Below are 19,804 nucleotides of genomic sequence, written 5' to 3' on the forward strand. Positions count from 1 at the left end.
TGAAGCCAGAAGAGTTTGAGCCACCTATTCCACGTTTTGGCTCTTTCGTGACGTTAACATACCACTAATGGTTCTGATCTAATGCCTTTGGGATGTCTTTCAAATCAACCTCATAGACACTTTGAATTGCATCCCGGTGTAATTTCTGATCAAGGTTCTCAAGATTGTTAGCTATAAACCTACGTTGACAGTCTTTCATTATATAGATATCATCACTGTCTATTAACTTTAGCAAAGCACCATTTTTTCTTGAGGGTAAATGTGGTCCCCGTGGAATGTGATTCAAATCGTCGATAGGAATATCTGGATTTTGATTTAACCCGTGCAAACATGCTAAAGTTTCAAAATCTGGTATCCACCTGCGCTGACCTGCTTCCATTATATAGATTGGATCTGAGTGGTATCCCCTTACAAGAGTACCATCCTCCTTATAGCTTGAACTACCTTCTAAGAGAGATAATGATGAGATTATCTTTGTTGCCACTAATACTATAATCGATCCTATTACTGCTGTTAGGATAGCCACTTTTACTTGTATTGGTATACCATCTAAAAAGTTAGTTTTATTATCGGGAGCGTTAGCATTTTTAAGTCGAAAATTCCCCAGATCTGTATTTGCAGGTAATAGCTCAATGAGGCGGTTATATTTCTCGTAGCTATCAGCTTCTACCCATACTTGTCCGCTACGAATATTATCGTCATCAAAATTAACTGTAAATTTGAAAATTCCTTCTGTATCAGAATAGACAACAGACGGAGCGCCTCGAACTTCAAGAATAACCTTAGCTCCATCGATAGGGGCTTGTGTCTTTCGATCTATAATCCGACCATTATAATGAAATCGTTGCATATTTGGCGGATTTAACTTTACCCGTTCCGATTCGGGCGACTGCGGTCAGTGGAATGTGATAATATGACCATTGCCACCTTGAATCACTGGGGCATTGGTGTTGTTAGCGTTGTTCTGTTGTGCTTCTCCGCCATATACATTCTGAAGATTCTGACCTTGAACATTACCAATGTTTATCTCCTGCTGAATTTCACGAGCTAATTTTTCTATTTCCGTCGCAAAATCAGGATCTTCAAGCATCACTGCTTGCAAGTACTGAGCAACTTTCTCTAAATCTGTCTGGGAGCCTTTCTCTGCTTTTTCTAGTGCTATTTGTGCCCCTGCTTTTCCCCGCGTCTTGTGCCAAATCTTTTTCCCTAGCGCGTCTATTTTATCAAGGGTTGCTTTTGTCAGATTCTTAATCGTCTCTCCAAAAGCTGTGTTGAAAGCGAGAGTTGCAATCGCACCAGCAGTTAGTGGTTCCATGTACTACCTCCAGAAGGCGGCATTTTATTTACATTTATACTACATAGTTTCTGTTCTAAATTCCGTAATCAAAATAAAAAACTTATAGCTTAAGTTTCGACTCATAAGTAATACCGATTCCACATAAGGGCTAATACGTGGAATCAGTGCCTCAAAGTCTTTTCACTTCATTCATATCTCCGGCTCTTGCGTCGCCAGAAAAATACCTGTGATGGCTGTTCTGCAACACAACCATGCCGGTCAGTTCTCCTAAACGAATGAGTGCTGACTCCCTAACCCCGATGCCGTTATAGCCATATTTCCCGACATCTCCCCCAACAGTATCCTCGCTACTTTCACCCCATTTCGGACAGACCTAATGAGAATCTGCCGAATAGAAGGGAGAATTCATACCTGTACTAGCTTCTTTAGTTACATCACCATCAAAAAGCTTGACAGTGAGATTTCCATTGACTTGTTGTGCAAAGGGAATCAATAAGCTATTAATATAATTTTGTGCATTCTCTATAGAATCAAATTCATAAAACCCACCAACACTATTAGTATTTACAGCACTCAACCAAGTTTTGGATTTTAAACCAGTAAAATTTTTCATTTCTACATTCACAGGAACCCAATCAATTTGGCTGAAGGGAATAGATACTTGATACTCGGCATATACAAATACTTTACTCATGGTTAATTTCGACCTGATTGTTAATATTTCCAGAATTATTCTCTTATATATAGCAATATTCAATCATTTAACAACAACAAAATTCACAGATGAATATGCAGATATGTAGTTTATAGGTATCCTGTTCTCCTCTCAAAATCCTCGCGAGGCTGAAGGCAGCTATACTGAGGGCAGAAAGTAATCCCCATAAAAAAATTGAGAGTTGGTGTGTTGGATTCAACTCCAGTTAAGAAAAAGCGAATTGGAGATGACTTAAATATTTTGATTTTTACCGATAGACAGTTCTTTTTTACTATGTTTTAACTGCTTCCAAAGCGCCCTGATTTGGTTGTAGGCTTCTTCAGGAGAGAGTTTACCAGATGTTTCTAGGCAAGATATATAACCAACTTTTTGAGAAAATTCCTGTAGATTGGCATTAAACACTATGTTCTCTGGCTGAAATTGACCATAATACCGACTGCGAGGGTAGATAAAGCTCTCAAGGTCTTTTGAGTTATCTTGTACCATTAATGTGTCCTAGTTATATGTTTTACTGATATTAGCAATAAGGTTTTAACTTAATTATTTTTCTAATGCCATATATCCCAGAAGAAAAATTATTTTCTAACTGATACGTTTAACAAGCAAAACTCAGGTAATCACTACAAAATGGTGCAGGTGGTCAAAAATTGGATTAATCACGCTGCATCCTAAGTTTGTTGCTTAACTTATCAGGGAAGTCAGCAAAATTTATGCAAAATGCTCCCATGAAAATCTAGCTTTTTATTTTGTTCAATCTGGCAGCAACCCCTGAGCCTTGAGGATTGTTTGGATCACCGACTAAAACCCCGCTTTGGTTGCTTTTGCTCCAATATATCTTGTTGCTGCTGTTGCTGTTCAATAAGAATCTCATTCCAAGTAAGCCCACTAGGTGCAATTCTTTTAGCGACAGGCAGCATTTTCTGAACAACTTGGGATGCTTCATTACCAAGATCATCATTATTAAATGCCAGCCCAATCCTGTTGATATTTCTGAGGAGTTCAAAGGGCAAGTCATTCGGATCATCCACTGCCATGTACATTGTTCTCGGTAGTGGTTGCCCAAGGTGTCGTTTAGAGTCAATCTCTGCCATTGTCAGGGCATCAATGGGGGAAGAACACAGGTATACTCTCTCGATTTTATCGTCTGCCGAGACACCCAATAAGAGGTGAAACCACCCGTCAGAGCGATCGCCTTTGGCGGGGCGTAGCCAGGAACTGTTTTCGGGGTACTCCGTACAACGATTGTCAAGTCGTGCAGTATCCCAAATCAGTGCGCCTGACTTTTCACCGTTTAAATCTCGCTTGATAAACACAACCCGTCGCTGCTGGTCTATATAACCTAGCCCCTGCCGTTGTAGTGGCTCTACAAGGAAATTGGTTAGACCGCGTTTTTGAGTGAGGTAGTTTTGCAATACTGGGCGTAGGCTTTCATCTTCTGGTGGTGGCGTGAACTGGGGTGAACTCTGTTTTTGCTCTCTATTGGATGCCAGTTTATTGTTAGCGATTAAAACTAATGCTTTAGCTTCATCAGTAGTCCATCCGGCAGGACTGGCTAGTATAATTTCTTTAACATCTTGGGCTAGTTTATTATCTAATAGCGCCTTGATAGCAATTTCTTTGTCTCGGTCAGTCACTAATAAGTTTTGCAAGTCGGTGCTGTAATACTCATATAAATCGGCTGGAAGATTATCTTTTAGCTTTGGTTTATCTGTAGTTATAGTTGGAGTTTGATTAAGAGCAATTGCGTCTACTGGTTTTTGCGATCTATGGAGTTGCTCCAAATAAACAATCGCTGCTTCCAGGTCGTCGAATATGGTTCTTCCGGCTGATAGCTGCTGCTGAGATTGAGAAAGTTGTTGTGTTAATTCTAATACTGTTTCAGTTAATGCTGATTCAACAGTAGATTGCTCAACATAATCATAAATTGATGAAATGGCTCTCTTCTCTAGATATGATTGTAACTCAGTTGTAAGCACTGCATCCAGGTCATTAAATGTAGCTTTAGCTGTAACAAGTTCCTCTTTGTATTGAGAAAGTTGTTGCGTTAATTCTAATACTGCTTCAGTTAAGGCTGACTCGATAGTTGATTGCTCAATATAATCAGAAATTGATAAGATAGCTTTCTTCTCTAGATATGATTGTAACTCAGTCGCAAGCACTGCATCCAGGTCATTGAATGTAGTTTTAGCTGTAACAAGCTGCTCTTTGTATTGAGAAAGTTGTTGCGTTAATTCTAATACTGCTTCAGTTAAGGCTGACTCGACAGTTGATTGCTCAATATAATCAGAGATTGATAAGATAGCTTTCTTCTCTAGATATGATTGTAACTCAGTCGCAAGCACTGCATCCAGGTCATTGAATGTAGTTTTAGCTGTAACAAGCTGCTCTTTGTATTGAGAAAGTTGTTGCGTTAATTCTAATACTGCTTCAGTTAAGGCTGACTCGACAGTTGATTGCTCAATATAATCAGAGATTGATAAGATAGCTTTCTTCTCTGTATGGGATTGTAACTCTTGAGTAATCGCCGCTAATAGCTCGTCGAATGCGGTTCTACCTGCATCGCTCTGCTGCCGATATTGAGAGAGTTGTTCTGCTAATTGTGGTAACGTTTCAATCAAGGCATCATTAACTGCTGACTGCTCAATAAAATTAGCAATTGCATCAACTGCTCTTTGTGATACAAGTCGTTGCTCCACATCAGCAATCGCAGATCCAAGGTCATCTAATATGGTTTTATTATTAGCTAGCTGCTGGTGATATTGAGAGAGTTGTTCTGTTAATTGTGGCAACGTTTCACTTAAAGTTGACTCAACTACTGACTGTTCAATCAAGTCAGAGATTGTATTTATAAGTTCTGAACTGGCTCGTTGTTTTGCATCTGATTTAGCTGGGTTTAGCTGGTGTTTAGTTTCGGCTTGAGCTTCTTTCGGGAAGATGGTTGATATTATCTGTTGATTAACTTGGCTATTATCTACAGATTCTAAGAAATTATTTAAGTATTTAATTTCGCTATCGTCCCGTAAGGGGTAGTAGTTTATCCCCAATTCTGTCTGAAGCTTTGTAAATGAACACTTATATTTATTGAGATTACCTCCTTGTTTCCAGAGCAAGCGGGGGCTACCATCTTCATTAACTGAGCCGATATCAATACCAAACTTGATACCCCTTACCCCACCGTGACCGTAATAACTGACGATTGCTTTAACTTGATGCTCTCTCCATAACTGCTCAATTAGCTGGGGCATTGTGGGTTTATCTGCTGCCACTTGCTCAATCGCCCGTCGCATTATTTCTTCGCCTGGAAGTCCCAAACTCTCGACTCGTTCCAGTTGATTCCGAGTCATAGCCTTTTGCTTACTTTCCCAACTACTTTGGACTGGGGTTAGCTGAAATTCTCGCTCTAGCAGTCGGGCGGAGTGTTCCGAATGGGCGTAATTGTTCCAAGTGCGGATAGATTTACCATCTAGGTTATTAACTCTAGATGCAACAATGTGGGTGTGGTCGTGTTCTTTGTCAGAGTGCCGCGCTATAAAAAAGTCATAAGCTGGTAGTTCTGATTCTATAAACTCATCAACTAGCTGGTTTAGTTTGGTGTCAGTTATCCTTTTATCTGGCTGTTTGACTTGGGATTCATCACCTTGAAGCCGCGACAACACAATGACCGATGCCAAGTGACGTTGGGAAAGATTAGCTAATTCGTCATCATTTAGCGTTCTATCATTTTTCGGTACACTAAGCATTAAGTGATAGCATGGGTCTTTTAGCTGTGGGTTAAGATGGGCTGATAGGCTAAACTGCTCTACCAGTTCATTGGTACTTCTCCCGTACATATTCCCGCCAATTATTTTGGCTTTCTCTTTCTCAAGCACATATTTAGTAGTGCCACGGAATGATTTGTTAGCTTTGACTTTGGTAATCATTGCGCTGCACCTCTTCCGTAGGTTGAGTGAGTAATTGGCGAGTCTGTTCTAAAAGTGCGGTCAGTTCTTCAAGAGTTTTCAGATATGATTTCACTTCATTACTCAGAGGTTGGCTACCAATTTTCACAGCTTCGTTAATAGCCCTAGTCTGCTGATTCAGGTTGTTGCCAATCTTCTTTAGCTCGTAGATAGCCTGTCGGTTCACTTCGGGAATGACTAACTTAGGATGTGGTAAAGGATAGTCAAATAATCTCGCTCTAATATAGTCACTTTGCACCACTCCACTACACCGTTGCTCTAGTCTAGCTTTCTCGGCATAGCTAGCCCTAAACGTGATGGTTACTTCTCGCTTTTCATCTGGTGCTACTGACCGATTGGTTAATGTGTCAGCTAATTGATTACTGAGATTGGTACGGGGGTCTGGCTGCATAAATAGTTAGGCGTTTAGCTATTTCAATATTTATTTTTCACCGGGTTATTCGCTGTAGCTGCTATGGCACGCAGTGCCGCGCAGGTAGGCGAATAACCCGGAAATCTCTTGACTTATTCACCCCTTGGGAAGAATAGTTTTTTGGGGGTTTGGGGGATACCCCCAACAAGCAAACACACCGCTTTTACCGAAGGTAAAAGTAGCACGTAGTGCGTTATGGTGTATTGCTTGCCTCACCCCCCCACGACAGGACTAGGGTAAACCAGAACCAGGGGGCACAACGGGAGGCTGGGGGAGTAAGAGACTTTGGCGAACCACGAGTGGCTGTCTGCAATTACCTCGGTGTAACCGAGGGCAGGGTCTGTTTAACAATGCTGCCAACAGCCTTTGATACTAAGAATGTTGATTCATGGGTAACTGCTTTTTTAGACTAGTCTACCTCACGAGGATACAAACCCTTTTTTGTTGATATTTGTCACATCACGACAAGAAACTTAAACTTTTTCTGACCACGACTTTTTTACAATGGAATAATTTATTACTAATGCTGAATATGTCGCGCAAACCGAAAGCTGTCCCTTTATCAAAAATAGAAGATATTCAAACCAGTCTTAAACAGAAAGCCGCGACTCCTAAAACTATCAGCCTGTCAGATTTAGTTCTCAGTTTGGCTAAACCTATTCAAGATATGTTAGACGCTGGCTACTCCTATGACGATGTTTCTGATGTGTTTAAAGGTCATGGGGTAGAACTAGCGGCCAGTGGTCTGAAGAGTTTTCATAAAAAAGCTTCAACAATAACGGAGAATAGTTCGAGTAATGAATCATCAGATAAAGCGGTTGATGAATCAGTTAATTCTGACTCCGAGCCAGAATTAACTGATTCATCAACCTCAACTAATGATGACATTCCACCAGTAAAGCCGGATAGTTCATCACAGAATAGTAGTGAACCATCCGACTCATCACCATCTCAAACTACGAAACGCAAAAAAACAACACCTAAGACTTCTGCCCAATTTAATATCACCGATAGGAGTGAAATATGAAACGCATCGTGATGATACTGGGGGGCAAGGGTGGTACAGGTAAGACTGCCTTTACTCGCTTACTGCTGGATGTAATGCACAATAAAAGCATTAATTATCTAGCTTATGATGCAGATACAGAGAATCCAGAACTGTACGAATACTATCAAAACTTTGGCTCAGGGGTAAGGCTGCTGAACTTCCTGGAGGTGGCAGAGGCGAAACGCTTCTTTACGGAAATTAAAGCGGAATCACCCGACTCAATAATAGTAGATATGCCGGGGGCATCAAGCAATAAAACTAGGGAGATTATCAGTAAGTTTGGGCTATTCAAGATTGCAGGTGATTTGGGTTATCGGGTAACGCTAGTGACTGTGCTTAACCTTGGGTACTCAGTCATCACTAGCTTAAAAACTATGGCTGAGTTCTGTAGCGATAAGGCAGATTATGTAGTGGTAAAAAATCTCTGCTGGGATAAAGGTTCAGGTTTTCAGCGCTGGGAGAATAGCAAAACATCGGCAGCTATAGCCGAACTAAAAGGTATAGAAATAGAAATGCCAGAGCTAGACTACTCGACCTTTGACACGTTGACAGAGAAAGGTCTACCTTACTCGGCTGCTACTGAAGAGAATGGATTTCCTTTTGGGGATTACCTATTGGTCAGTGGGTTTTTAGATCAGGCTAAACCAGAGCTTGAAAAAGCTGGGGCTTATCTAGGGTTACAACAACTATCAGTTATACCAGATGCTTTAGAGAAGGCTACAACATCAAAACAGACAAAAGTTACTGCGTCTACTTCTCGTCGAGGTCAGAAGAAAACTAATGAGCAACAACAATAATGGCAACGGCAATCACAGCAATCCTTACTCTGAAACTGCCGATTTAGTTGAGAGCAGTGAACTGGGTGAGGTGAAGATAGCACTGGGGAGATTATATAGAGAGTTTGAAAGTTTTAAGCAATCACAGAAAACTGAACGCGAAAGAGATAGGGCAGAGTTACAAGCATGGGCGCAAACGAATTTAATTCAGAATCAACTCCTCAGCAAAGCGATGGTGACAATCGAGATGCTGACGACCGAATTGAAGAATCAGAATCTCTCCTCGAACGAGTACGAGCAGAGCAACGAGAATTTTCGGCAAGAATTAACTCCCTTACTAACGCAGTTAAAGAATACGCCCAAGTCCTCAGCGACATTAGAGAGCTTAGAGTTCAAAGGGCTAAAGAGCGAGATAACAGAATTAAAGCAGAACTGGAATCAACTGTTGAATCACACGAAGAACTTGACTACGGTTATTCAGGAGTTGAAGAACAGCCCTCCCCCCAACCCATCACCATAGAGAAAGAGGTTTATCGCGCTGAACCCATAAGTAAATATGGGACGATGGGGTTGTTTACTGCATTATTTACTTTGTTGATTTTCCTTGGATTCAATCAATTTATTCCGGTAAATATCTCGAACGATATCGACATCTATTTGAGAGCAATTTTGCAGCGTACAGATTATAGTAATGCCAAGCTACAACGGGTAGAAAAGCGTTTGGGGACTGACCGAAATCGAAGATGAAGGGCAAGATATAGCGATTGGGGCAAACAAGCTTAAGGTAATACTTGCCCCAATCATACAAATAATTAGAGATAAGAATCTACAAGTTTACCTTGAGTTGACCACTTCTCATCAAGAAGTCTGCAAGCAACATAGACAACTTTTTGACTTCTTTACGCTTGCGTTTTCCATTTATCCCCCAGCAACGGACAGTGAAATCACTTTGATAACCCAAGACAAGAGCAAGCTCGTCGTAAGTTAACTGCCACTTTTTCTTAAACTCAATTGGGTGCATAGATGTAAATCCATTACTAGGATTCAGGCTTTTGATGTCTTGATATCTTTGAACTAAGTGCTTTCTTAATGGCTTTTTGAGATTGCAGTAAGATTAAAAAACGGTAAAGCCTAACTTCTCACTACCGTTCAATTGCTTGGATTCTATAAGTTGTGCAATCGCACACCTTAAATAGCGAACACTAGGTTTCTCTTCGCCCCACTTTCGGCTATTTCTAATCGCAGCAAAGCTGACTGGTGTTGTCACGGCTGAAGTAACAATGTTTAAAATCTGCTCTTTATCAGCCTCAGAAATGCTGACGAATTCTACCTCTGCAATTTCAACATCTTGGGTAGGCTTTGAGAAAATAGACTCCAATTTATTAACTGCGTCATCTGGTGCAATTTTCTCCCCTCTGGGCATAACTGCTGGCTGGTGATGCTGCACCAATTCCGGGAAGAATTTGAGTAATGTTCTAGCTGGATCTGGCTGACCATTTCCTGGGTGTAACTCTATCTTTAGCCAGTCAGGAATCATGCCGAGATTGCCACCGTTAACAGGTTCAGCAAAGTTATTAGGGTTGGCCTTAAAATATTCGCCACTGGCAACATTAATTTTTCGCAATCCGCCAGCGCTGACAGACTGAGCTACACACCCAATGAAGTTAACTGATTGCTTAAAGGTGTCTGCTAGTCCTGCTGTGGCCTTGCCAACCACAGAAGTTAAGTTAGAGCCATGCAACACAATGATTAATGTACCGCCACATTTGGCGAAGCGAGAAAGTAAATATTGAATAGCCCAGGTGCGATCGCTCTCATCAAGTAGGGACAGCAACCGCATAGCCTCATCAATCACTAACAGTAAGTTTTTGTGGGAATAAGGTTCACTTGCATCTAAGCCTTTAAGAAATTTAAGCAAGTCACGGGCGACTAATTTATCTGCACCGTCTGCATCTTTTTCCGGGTACTTAAGGGCAGAAATCAGATTGCAACTAAAGGGGTAAACATCCACCCCGGCTGTAAAGTATTGGGTGTTTAATCCCGAATCTAATGCTAGAGATAATGTTGCCAAGATTGCTGCTAAGGTTCCCTTGCCACCTCGCTGAGTGCCAGCGATCGCAATGACTTGGGAACTCATCATGTCTTCGACTTGAAAACCACTTTTCGTTAAAGCCGCGATGAGTACGTTGGCTCTATTCGCCAGAGGGAGATTAGTTATAGTCTCTGGTGAAAGCCCATTAGCTGATGGCTGTAACTCCTCCGGTTTAGAAAGAGAAGCCGCTTGGTGAGTGTCCCGAATATCTACTTGTGGTGATTGAAATTGCTTAATATCTACGGTGGGTGGTAACTGGGTTTGAGCCTGTGCGATAGCACTTACCTCTGACAGATTCAGCCGGCTGTCAATGGTCACATCCTGTAAATGGAGAGCCATACTTTGATAAGTCGGTAGCTGACGACCCTTAAGCTTGCCAAACCAGCCAAACATCCAGCGATAAGCATAAAAGCGTTTTCCTGGTTCAACTTGGGTTAAATACTGCCCAATATTTTCAAATTCAGCTAGAAGAAAGGCGTACTCTTCAGCCTCGTGTCGCTCTAGAAATTTAACAGTATTAGCAAGATGATCCGCTTGATAATTGCTCCTAGAATCATAGTCACCAGCACGGGCAACCGCGTCTATAAAGTTGCCACGTACAAATGGTATTGGTGCAATTTCTTTAGTGCGGTTGGAGTGTTCGACAACAAACCATAGCCATGCAGCACCACCAATTAAACCACCAACTAGTGCCATTGGGTTGACCGCATAACAAACCGCTCCTATCCCAGAAGCCAGCAAGCCAAGTACACGGGTCATGTCTGCTTCGTTCTCAGAAACTCGGGCCATTTCAAACAATTGCTCTTTTCTCTCTTGCAGCCATTGGGCGATATTTCCGGCTTCCAAGTGAGACAAATTAGGATATGATTCGCGCAAATGTTCAGTTTCTTTGGTTGTAATTTTTGGGATATTGTTACTTTGCATAAAACAAATGCCCTGTTAAGTAGTGAGTGCCGCTCAATGTAGAGAGTTGTTGAGCGGCACGAGCTTTAATCTTTGGTCAAGCGCCAGATGGCAAACCCAATTTCACCCGCCATCATTGTGCCGATGTTAAACAAGATGCAGCCCAAAATCATGAATGGGGCTGTAAATTCAAACGGGTTACGAGCCGCAAAGGTGGTGACAATATCGAACACCCAAACCGCAATCACAACCAGCCCTGCACTAGAGCGATCGCGTGTACCTGCGGTCTTATAATCCTTCCAAAGCTCACCAACAAGGTCAATCTTGCCACTAGGCTTGGTTTCAAGCTCATAAACCATGTGGTCTTGAAGCTCCCGCCTAGCTGAATCTGGGTTTTTACCGCGTAGGGCATGGGCTTCAATTACCTGAACACCTACAGAAATTATGAATGCCAGGTAAAAGAGAGGGTTGAACGCTGCAAACGGCACATTTACCCAATTCCAAGTCGGCTCAAACCACGGGCAAACAGGCGGCCCTTGAAAGATTAATTGCCAAGTTGAATCAGCACTTATTATGGAACCACCGATAAATAAAATCCCTCCAACTAACGCACGACCCGCACCACCGTTAGCAACAAACTGATTAACGATCGCGGCGGCTGCCCTAATGGGTAAACCAACAATCATCACAACAGCCTTGGCGCAAAAATCGATGATTTCACCAAGCGTTCGCTTCTTACCCTTGGGTTTACCATCAGTGTTACCAGTACTATTACTTTCTGCACCAGATGTTCCTAATGCCATTATTTTCTCCTCACTGGTTTGATATTTTGAACGCTTTTACAAATCTCTTTAGCTTTGTACTTCCACTTCCAAATTCCTTCTTCAATTCGCCCAATACACCTACCCGTTGCGTCAAAAACATCAACAATCTCGTCATCTTGATAAAGGGTTGTGTCTGGTCTGGGATTGCGTTTACTGCTGTCAAAATAATTCGTGATTCTAAGTTTCCGAGTTGTGGGCATGACTCCTGCCTCATATAAGGCATCGCTGGTTTTAGCCCGTTCTTCTATACGAGATCGCTCTAATCCTTCGGTGGCTTTTAATCTCTCGGCTTCTGCATAAGCCCCCAACTTGGGTACTAAGGGGATGATTACAGGCAAGAAGCAGATACCTACACCAGCCAAGGCTAAATACAATTGCTTCTTGTACATCTCACTGTGCCATTGCGCTGATTAGTGCAAACTTCTCCCATTGCTTTAACTCATGCAGTCGAAGACATGCTGACTCGGCTTCATTGCTAGGAGCAGTAGAAGATTCACACTCTACCCATGCTTGATGAGCGATTTTTGCAATTAACCAGAGTGTGTCTGATTCGCTCATCTTTTCTAATCCTTCCCCCCATGTCTCACACATATCTTTAATGAGTGCATTGTCGTGAGAGAGGGAGTAATATCCTACTGGGTACGCCATTTTGGTATCCTTTAATGTGTGTACTGATTTCATCCCTGATCTAAGTCACTTGTGCGAACGCTTTTCTTCTCCGGGCAAGCGTTCGCACAATTATTCTTCATCAGAACTGTTAGCGAGTTGTACTTTTTCAATGCCATCTAAAACTTCAGAAATTGATTGAATGGCATCATTCAAAACCAAGTCGTTTGATGTAGTAAAATGCTCTGATGTTTGCAGTCTCCTATATTCGGGAGTAGCTTGAATCAACCTTAAAGTTTGCTCAACACCAGCCAGAATGATTACTATTTCTTCTGTGCTAACATTGCTATTCATTTCGCACCTCGTTTGAAAGTTAAACTTGATATTATTCACCTCTTATCGCCTCCAAATCTCCTAAGTTGATTTGATGATTGTTATTGACAGAGAATCTTTCATTTACTACTTTCTCTAGAGCTTTTCTCAGCCAGTAAGCGGGGGTCGTGCCATCCATTTCTGCAAGCATTCTGATGGCTGGAGTCAAGTCTTGAGGAACGTTGTAATTAAGCCGCTTGGTTAACATCGGTCGTTTCTCCTAAGTAAAGTTTTTTCATTTCTGATAAAGCAACGGTTCCAGGATTTTCGGGAATCAACAAATTACTTTCTGGAATACAAGATTTCAGTAATCTTTCTTTAATCAACATCTGCACGGGCGCGATCGCAAACGCACCGCCACACAAAGTTACTTTGCTGCGTCTGGCTTTCACGGACACGTCATCTAGGGCGTAAGCCAAGGGAGAATCTTTCATCCATGAATGAATCGCGTTCTCTAACTCAGTCCCAATGTCTTCCCCATCAGGTGCAATCGCGCTTATGCCGTTATCACCAACGGTTGCAGTTTCTAAAATCTCGCGCAGTTGGGAGGGGCGAATCATTTTAGAAGAATCGGTGTTGCTCAAAGCTCTCGAGAATTCTTTGATTAGTGTGGCAACACCACCGCCACCATTGGGACTACAAGTTACCCGTTTTGGTAATTTGCCGAGATTACTGTATTCGCTGATTGTGGCTGTACCATACCCAATATCAAAAGTATGGAACTGTTTATCGTCAAAGCGTTCGCTTGCCCAAAGTGACGCGCCATATCCCTCTGGAAATCCCAGAAAGCCAAGTTTAGAGAAGCACAAACGGTATCTAACACCATCTACCGCTATCCACTTGCATTGTTCAATGGCTTTTTTTAGTTCTAATGGGGAAGCTAGCGAGAGCGTTGATAAACGAATGTGCAAGGTTCTACGCTTGGCGCTTGTACCCGTGGACAACTCAAGCAGATTCGGCAGAGATGCGATTGCACCTAATGCAAGGATGGGGAAGTAGTCTACTTTGTGATTCTCGGAATCACTCATTGCTATATATTCCTTACCTTGCAGTCTGGCTGAGTCGCCTACAACCCAATGCTCTACAACATCTTTGTTGTTTTCATCTTTGCCTCGGCTTAGGCTGAAAGCTCCTAATTCTCCAAATGGTACTGATGGCACACAACACACCAAAGATTCGGTCTTCATTACTGGTGTTGTGCCAGTTTCGTTATTAACGAAAGCCTGATATTTAATACTGGAGCGCCCAGCATCTAGCATCAAATGAATTACCTTTTTTGATGGCATTGATGCTTTCTCTGTTATGGTTTCAGCCTCGTTTGTGTTGGGTGCGTCCGTGCTTATAGATGTTGGTTGTTTTTTAGGTCTTGACATATCGTTTTACCCTCAACTTTTTATCGTCACTGTCACTTGGGAAAGTAGTCATCATCAACTAACGTTTCATGTTTCATGTTTCATGTTTAAGGCTCGTGAAAGTATCGTTTCACGGTTCTTGTGAGGCTGAAACATTGATGCAACCGTTGAAACTGTTTCATGAAACGTATCTATGAAACACTACTGAGTATTTTGGCTCCCAGTAGCAGTAGTCTGTGCCAGCATCGAATTTTGCAAAATCTGGAGTAAAAGGAAGTTAACTACTTCTGCATGGTCATTAATGCCTAATTCCTGCGCTTTATTGCTGATAAATGGGTGTAGAGATTGCCTGATTGTTACTCGCATAAATCCTCCTCAAAATAAATTTGCAGGCTAAAGTCGCCAAGAATATGTGTATCTTGTCTGCCATTGGCGTTTTTGCCTTGCTTATGAGTGCTATAGTAGATGATAGCTACTGAAGTTGTCAACTAAAATATTCAAGCTTCAACCCTGTTAAACTAAAAAAGCTTACAGAGTAAGAGTCTTAAAGGATATAGTTGAGTAAAGATTCAGTAAGCTATTGAAGTGAGTAGAAATGGGAGTAACAAAAAAGGCTAAAGTAATGTTTACTTGCGAACATGAAACAAAATCGGATTTAGAAGCGTGGGCCAAATCCGAGCGAAGAACTGTCTCGAATTTAGTTGAAGGGGTAGTTGTTGCCGCCCTTGCCAACTGGAAAGAATCTGTGTCTACAGATGCGATCGCTAAAAACAAATCAAATGATTAACCCATCTGCCATTGATTTAAAATCACTCCCCTGGCTTCTCCCCGTTTTGACAGCTATCAGCGATCGCGATTGGGTACGGTTCAAGGAACTTGAAGTAAGTTTTGCTCCCCGCTCATGGGATGGAAACTTGGGCAGATGTTTTCAACTGGAGAATCATGCCCGCGCTAGAGCCAGAGGCTAAAAGATGGCTGTTAGTCCAGAAATGCAGCCAAGGTATTAAGTCAGTCAAAATTTTAGATTAATGTCTTCTTGAAGCAGCATCAACAAATTGAATTATTCTTAGTCACACTACTAGTATTAATATAGTGAGGTGTTTATTTGGTTTTTAATATTAGTTGAAAACTTGTAATAGCTTTGCTGTGTCTTGGCTTGAGAAAAATAGATAAATTGTTTTATTTTATAAAGCTGAGATATTTATTATTTTTTTGCCTGAGATAATTTACTATGTAATGAGACTATACCCTTAGTCCATCTTTTCTAAGTGTCATGTCACCCGATATACATAAGAAAAGAATGCCTCCCCAGGACTCAACTTGTTGATAGCAAGTTCTTTAACAGTCCAAGAAGACACCCGTCGAAAAAGATTTAAATTTCTTTATAACCTAATGTTATCAGTTCCAAGAACTTCCTACAACGGGTTTGACGAGAAATTTGATTAAAGTCTTGGTAAATCTTCAGGGGAGGTAAAGCGCACCTCATTTACCTCATAAGGATTCACCAATGGTAGCCACCTTTAACGGTTCTAGTACTACTGCTACAAATGACGTTCGTGGACATCTAGATCAACTGACTCCAGCCCCACTATTATCTGAACCCAGGAATCAGGCGACACAGCCCAATAGTGTTGAGCAAATCTGGACTAACGAGAGCGTTAAACAGCATTGGATTTCATTTGGCGCTTTCAAAGATTTTATTAAGCAGAAGTTTGGGCGTGACCGACTTTGTGCAGAGCAGTTTGACGCGATGATTGAGTTTACAGACTCACCGTACCGGATAGCCGAGGCTTTAAGGTGGAAAAAACCATATTCCGGCGTTGTGTATGCTGCGCTGATGCTGAATGCAGATGGTAGCGTCTGGCATTCAATTTTGAGTCTACCAAACGATGATGGCACAAAGCCATACAAACGGCTGGCTCCATCTAAGAATGGAGATCAGTGCTTCTATCCTCGCGTCGTCCCCATTATTAGAAGGCTCGTTGAGCAACAGCTAGGACTTGAGAAAGGCAGTATCCCGGATGATGTGGATTTCTATGAATGGTTAGCCAATTCCGAGTTACCTGTAATTACGACCGAAGGCGGGGAAAAACTGTTTAGTCTAATCTGTCAGGGATACCCCGCCACCACCAACTACGGCGCGACCTGTGGGGTAGATAAAAAGACCAAGCGATTCAAGCCCAGCTTACAACTCTTGATGAATCGCCCTAGAACCTTGTTAGTTGCCTATGACATGGATTCTAAGCCCTCGGTCGTAGCATCTGTAAACAAGGGGATTGATGCACTGTCTTATGCGGCGCAAAAAGTAGGCTCCACCGTATCGCGCCCCACCTGGGACGAGTCACTAGGCAAAGGGATTGATGACTTGTTGCTGACACCAAACGGTGAAACGCTTTGGGCCCAAAGCTATAATTCAGCACTATGTTTTGGCATAGTCACCAAAATGCTGGGCATTGGGGCGGTAGACGAGGTAAATAGTTTTGAACAACTCGAACAACTTTCTCAACTCTACGGCACGATTGTAGAGTTAAATATTTTGAAAACTCGCATGAGTGCGGATAATCTAATCGCGGCACTAAATCAGCAAATCAGAGAATTGACCCACGGCAAAGATGCCGTTGAGTCTAAGTCTCATCAGTCAAAGTCTTATCAGTCGAAGTCGAAACTTATCCCGGCTGACATACTGGCATTTGAATTAGCAGAAGATTATCGAGAACGTCTCAAGTACTGCAACGAATACAAGGAATGGAAGTACTATCTAGGTGATGATTCGGGATTGTGGAAATCCCTTGACGATCACATGATCGAAACAATGATTCAGGGAATATTAGATGCCCGTTCAATTGTTGGCTATGGCACTGATAGCTATATAGTCAATATTCGCAAATTCATGGCGCGACGGCTAACTGTTGAAACGTGGCCCCAAAGAACAGACATCGTTCCATTCCTAGATGGCGTACTGGTTCTGGCTACTGGAAAGTTTGAGAAACACTCACCCGCTAATTATTTAACCTGGACACTGCCCCATCGCTTTGATAATCCCTCTCTTCGAGATTGGCCAACAATTCGCGGTTGGTTTCAGGAAGTAACGGAGGGCGACTCCCAAAAAATACAAACCCTCATCTGTTTTGCAGCTGCCACACTCAGAGGTATGTCTCATCTCCAAAAAATTCTTTACCTCTGGGGCAATGGCGGCAATGGTAAAGGCATTTACTCCGATATTCTTCAGGCGTTAGTCGGCTCAGAGAATACTTGGAGTGGCAAAATTGAAAACTTGGATAATCCTAATTTCCTGGTAGACATCAACAACAAACGCTCAGTCATTTTTGAGGATCAAGATAAGGTCAATGGCGGTTTGCAAACTTTCAAAACCCTGACGGGGGGAGGAAGCACCAAAGCCAAGGAAGTTTATAAAAAAGCTTGTGATGTCAGACTTGCTGCCACAGTCTTAATTACTTCCAATTATGCGGCGCTCCAAGGCTCTGGGGTCGGCAGATGGCTCAAAAGGCGGTTGATTGTAGTAAACATGAATTACTGTCCACCAATTGTAGATACTCACCTCAGAGAGAAGCTCTACCCAGAGATGGGAGCCTTCACCCAGTACCTACTTACCATTCCAGAGAGTGAAATAATTAACACTCTCAATGGAAAAAACTCTACTGGCTATGATCTCGCTTACTGGGAAATGGCGCAGATGACTGACTCCATCGCGGCTTGGGTGGAACGGCATATTGTGCGAGATTTATCAGGAGTTGTCAAAGTTGGCTCTAACAAAAACGAATGGCAAAGTAGCAGCTACCGCCCCGAAATCAGCACACTGTTTGGCTCCTACCATCACTACTGCCAAAATTCTGGGCAACAAGGCAAGAGCTTACCCAATTTCACCCCAGACTTACTGCAAGTCTTAAATCATGTGCTGGGATGGTCTGATGTTAAGCAGGAAAAAACCAGAACTGGCAGTCATTTTTACGGTATTCGGTTAAGAGGCGCTTTCGATGAGGCTCCGTTCCCTTCCGAATCTTCAATCACTTCCAATCAGGCTGGTGATGGAGGTGTGACGGACAAGGTTATGGATATGGTGATGGACTCAAAGCCTTATGGTGACGGATGTGATGGACATTTACAGAAAAATCTTTTTGTAAACGAGGTAAATAATCATCCATCTAATTTTTTGAAGAGTGAAAGTTTGGGCGATGAGAAAACAGATTTTGTAGAAAGTTTGGGCAAAACTCTATCACCTCCATCACAACCATCACCTGAGACAGCTATAACCCATACTCCACAAGCATTACCATCTATCGAGCCAAACCATCACCAAACCATCACCAATCCGTCACCGACTCCATCAGCATCCGTCACCACCCGCGAACCCGTTAAAGGAGATCGTGTGAAGCTGCTTTCAAGCGACGAAGAATATAAAATCTCTTGGGTTTCCTGTGGTAGTGATAAAGTGCTTTTGGTTTCTGCCCTCACCGGACAACCGCTCACTGCACCTTCACCGTTGCGTCCTGGTGCTGCGGCAGGTGGATTAAATCTCATTGATGTTAGTGAACTGAAGTTTTTGGATACTTAGGGCAACTAATAACAGGATCTCGCGCAGTTGGTCGGTTCAGATGTATCGCGTTCTCTATGATTGTCCGAGTTGGGGAAGTGACTTGATTGTGCTTCAATTAACGGCTTTTGCGCTTTGCGATCAGCGTGTGTCAACTATCAAGTGGAGACAGATGATAATTGTTTGCAATAGTCGGTAATGAGTGGGGTTTGGCGACGAGAGATTAAGGTTTTAGGGGGTTAGGCGAACAAAGTATGATTTGCTAGCGTAAAATATTCCCTATGAAAATCAATCGCTTTGGCAAAGCCGAAATCCTAAACCCTCAAGAGATAACCTTACTATTTAGCGAGGGACTTGTTAAGCCCCGCGATCGCGCAATGTTTGGCGTGTGCCTCTACGCGGCTGCCCGAATTAACGAGAGCTGCACTTTGCAACGCGGCGATGTCATCGGCACTAGGGGCATTAGACCCAAGCTGATTATTAGAGCTTATAACACCAAGGGGGGGCAGGATACCAGAGAAATTCAAGTACATCCCAAACTGAAGGAATTTTTAGAAGAATATAGCATTGAGTTAAAAGGGAGAAATCCTCATTTGTTCCCCGGTCGTCACGGGCTGGGGCATATCCATAAGGCCAGTGCTGACCGAATATTACGTGAGGCACTGCGGCGGGTCGATTTGGGATACAGCCGGGATACGGGTAAATTGGGACACATTGTAAAGTTTTGTAACGTTAAAGAGTCGAAACCATTGATTTAGCCTTGTTTCCTACCGGGGTTTTGATGTCAACTGAAGATGAAAACATCACCATAAATGGCCATTTATGGGCAAGTTTAAGAGACTGAATCGCGTGAAGAGTTGATTTTAGTGTGCAAAAATTTGAATGTCTTAATACCA

General features: G+C 42.4%; 22 protein-coding genes. 7 read left to right on the top strand and 15 right to left on the bottom strand.

From position 1 onward, the window contains the following. Positions 1-64: 64 nt before the first annotated feature. The 6 genes from GTQ43_RS33540 to GTQ43_RS33565 all read right to left on the bottom strand — a co-directional run bounded on the left by GTQ43_RS33540 (position 65) and on the right by GTQ43_RS33565 (position 6,362). Positions 65-850 (bottom strand): hypothetical protein, encoded by a 786-nt coding sequence (locus GTQ43_RS33540; RefSeq protein ID WP_265277066.1) that lies wholly within the window; start codon positions 848-850, stop codon positions 65-67. Positions 851-895: 45 nt separating this feature from the next. Then, on the bottom strand, positions 896-1,315 hold the full coding sequence (locus GTQ43_RS33545; RefSeq protein ID WP_265277067.1) for a hypothetical protein: 420 nt from the start codon (positions 1,313-1,315) through the stop codon (positions 896-898). Positions 1,316-1,670: 355 nt separating this feature from the next. Further along, positions 1,671-1,991 carry a YdhR family protein gene (locus GTQ43_RS33550; protein WP_265277068.1) on the bottom strand — a complete coding sequence of 107 codons (321 nt, stop codon included), beginning with the start codon at positions 1,989-1,991 and terminating at the stop codon, positions 1,671-1,673. 252 nt (positions 1,992-2,243) lie between these two features. Continuing rightward, a complete protein-coding gene (locus GTQ43_RS33555; protein WP_265277069.1) occupies positions 2,244-2,498 on the bottom strand; it encodes a hypothetical protein in 255 nt (84 codons plus the stop codon). A gap of 305 nt (positions 2,499-2,803) precedes the next feature. Continuing rightward, positions 2,804-5,932: a relaxase/mobilization nuclease domain-containing protein gene (locus GTQ43_RS33560; RefSeq protein WP_265277070.1), complete on the bottom strand. Its 3,129-nt coding sequence runs from the start codon at positions 5,930-5,932 to the stop codon at positions 2,804-2,806. Then, positions 5,910-6,362, bottom strand: a complete 453-nt coding sequence (locus GTQ43_RS33565; RefSeq protein WP_265277071.1) for a MobC family plasmid mobilization relaxosome protein — start codon at positions 6,360-6,362, stop codon at positions 5,910-5,912. The genes GTQ43_RS33560 and GTQ43_RS33565 overlap by 23 nt, the downstream gene beginning before the upstream one ends. A gap of 544 nt (positions 6,363-6,906) precedes the next feature. Here GTQ43_RS33565 and GTQ43_RS33570 point away from each other — a divergent pair. The 3 genes from GTQ43_RS33570 to GTQ43_RS33580 all read left to right on the top strand — a co-directional run bounded on the left by GTQ43_RS33570 (position 6,907) and on the right by GTQ43_RS33580 (position 8,954). Continuing rightward, positions 6,907-7,410 (top strand): hypothetical protein, encoded by a 504-nt coding sequence (locus tag GTQ43_RS33570; protein WP_265277073.1) that lies wholly within the window; start codon positions 6,907-6,909, stop codon positions 7,408-7,410. After that, complete coding sequence (locus GTQ43_RS33575) at positions 7,407-8,228, top strand: hypothetical protein (RefSeq protein ID WP_265277074.1); 822 nt, start codon at positions 7,407-7,409, stop codon at positions 8,226-8,228. Before GTQ43_RS33570 ends, GTQ43_RS33575 begins: the two co-directional genes overlap by 4 nt. 165 nt (positions 8,229-8,393) lie before the next feature. Continuing rightward, positions 8,394-8,954, top strand: a complete 561-nt coding sequence (locus GTQ43_RS33580) for a hypothetical protein (RefSeq protein ID WP_265277075.1) — start codon at positions 8,394-8,396, stop codon at positions 8,952-8,954. Positions 8,955-9,033: 79 nt separating this feature from the next. Here the strand turns inward: GTQ43_RS33580 and GTQ43_RS33585 are convergent, their stop codons facing one another. From GTQ43_RS33585 to GTQ43_RS33625, 9 genes are all read right to left on the bottom strand, one after another. Next, complete coding sequence (locus GTQ43_RS33585; protein ID WP_265277076.1) at positions 9,034-9,228, bottom strand: hypothetical protein; 195 nt, start codon at positions 9,226-9,228, stop codon at positions 9,034-9,036. Positions 9,229-9,321: 93 nt separating this feature from the next. Continuing rightward, the gene (locus GTQ43_RS33590) at positions 9,322-11,223 is read right to left on the bottom strand and encodes a hypothetical protein (RefSeq protein ID WP_265277077.1); all 1,902 of its coding nucleotides are present in this window, start codon (positions 11,221-11,223) and stop codon (positions 9,322-9,324) included. Between the two features lie 65 nt (positions 11,224-11,288). Beyond that, positions 11,289-12,005 carry a hypothetical protein gene (locus GTQ43_RS33595; RefSeq protein ID WP_265277078.1) on the bottom strand — a complete coding sequence of 239 codons (717 nt, stop codon included), beginning with the start codon at positions 12,003-12,005 and terminating at the stop codon, positions 11,289-11,291. After that, positions 12,005-12,415: a hypothetical protein gene (locus GTQ43_RS33600; RefSeq protein ID WP_265277079.1), complete on the bottom strand. Its 411-nt coding sequence runs from the start codon at positions 12,413-12,415 to the stop codon at positions 12,005-12,007. The genes GTQ43_RS33595 and GTQ43_RS33600 overlap by 1 nt, the downstream gene beginning before the upstream one ends. A gap of 1 nt (position 12,416) precedes the next feature. Further along, positions 12,417-12,674: a hypothetical protein gene (locus GTQ43_RS33605; RefSeq protein ID WP_265277080.1), complete on the bottom strand. Its 258-nt coding sequence runs from the start codon at positions 12,672-12,674 to the stop codon at positions 12,417-12,419. Positions 12,675-12,764: 90 nt separating this feature from the next. Next, on the bottom strand, positions 12,765-12,986 hold the full coding sequence (locus tag GTQ43_RS33610; RefSeq protein ID WP_265277081.1) for a hypothetical protein: 222 nt from the start codon (positions 12,984-12,986) through the stop codon (positions 12,765-12,767). Between the two features lie 31 nt (positions 12,987-13,017). Continuing rightward, positions 13,018-13,212 (bottom strand): hypothetical protein, encoded by a 195-nt coding sequence (locus tag GTQ43_RS33615; RefSeq protein WP_114085628.1) that lies wholly within the window; start codon positions 13,210-13,212, stop codon positions 13,018-13,020. Next, positions 13,193-14,377 carry a ParM/StbA family protein gene (locus tag GTQ43_RS33620; protein ID WP_265277082.1) on the bottom strand — a complete coding sequence of 395 codons (1,185 nt, stop codon included), beginning with the start codon at positions 14,375-14,377 and terminating at the stop codon, positions 13,193-13,195. The genes GTQ43_RS33615 and GTQ43_RS33620 overlap by 20 nt, the downstream gene beginning before the upstream one ends. A 180-nt stretch (positions 14,378-14,557) precedes the next feature. Then, entirely contained in the window at positions 14,558-14,722 is a 165-nt protein-coding gene (locus tag GTQ43_RS33625) for a hypothetical protein (protein WP_196520256.1), read from the bottom strand. Positions 14,723-14,951: 229 nt separating this feature from the next. Here GTQ43_RS33625 and GTQ43_RS33630 point away from each other — a divergent pair, with 229 nt between their 5' ends. The 4 genes from GTQ43_RS33630 to GTQ43_RS33645 all read left to right on the top strand — a co-directional run bounded on the left by GTQ43_RS33630 (position 14,952) and on the right by GTQ43_RS33645 (position 19,666). Then, positions 14,952-15,143 (top strand): hypothetical protein, encoded by a 192-nt coding sequence (locus GTQ43_RS33630; RefSeq protein ID WP_094346746.1) that lies wholly within the window; start codon positions 14,952-14,954, stop codon positions 15,141-15,143. Continuing rightward, on the top strand, positions 15,136-15,324 hold the full coding sequence (locus GTQ43_RS33635; RefSeq protein ID WP_265277083.1) for a hypothetical protein: 189 nt from the start codon (positions 15,136-15,138) through the stop codon (positions 15,322-15,324). Before GTQ43_RS33630 ends, GTQ43_RS33635 begins: the two co-directional genes overlap by 8 nt. 539 nt (positions 15,325-15,863) lie before the next feature. Further along, a complete protein-coding gene (locus tag GTQ43_RS33640) occupies positions 15,864-18,929 on the top strand; it encodes a DUF3854 domain-containing protein (protein ID WP_265277084.1) in 3,066 nt (1,021 codons plus the stop codon). A 260-nt stretch (positions 18,930-19,189) separates the two neighbouring features. After that, on the top strand, positions 19,190-19,666 hold the full coding sequence (locus GTQ43_RS33645; RefSeq protein ID WP_265277085.1) for a hypothetical protein: 477 nt from the start codon (positions 19,190-19,192) through the stop codon (positions 19,664-19,666). Positions 19,667-19,804 lie beyond the last annotated feature (138 nt).

The organism is Nostoc sp. KVJ3 (genome assembly GCF_026127265.1).
In the GTDB taxonomy this organism is placed as follows: domain Bacteria; phylum Cyanobacteriota; class Cyanobacteriia; order Cyanobacteriales; family Nostocaceae; genus Nostoc.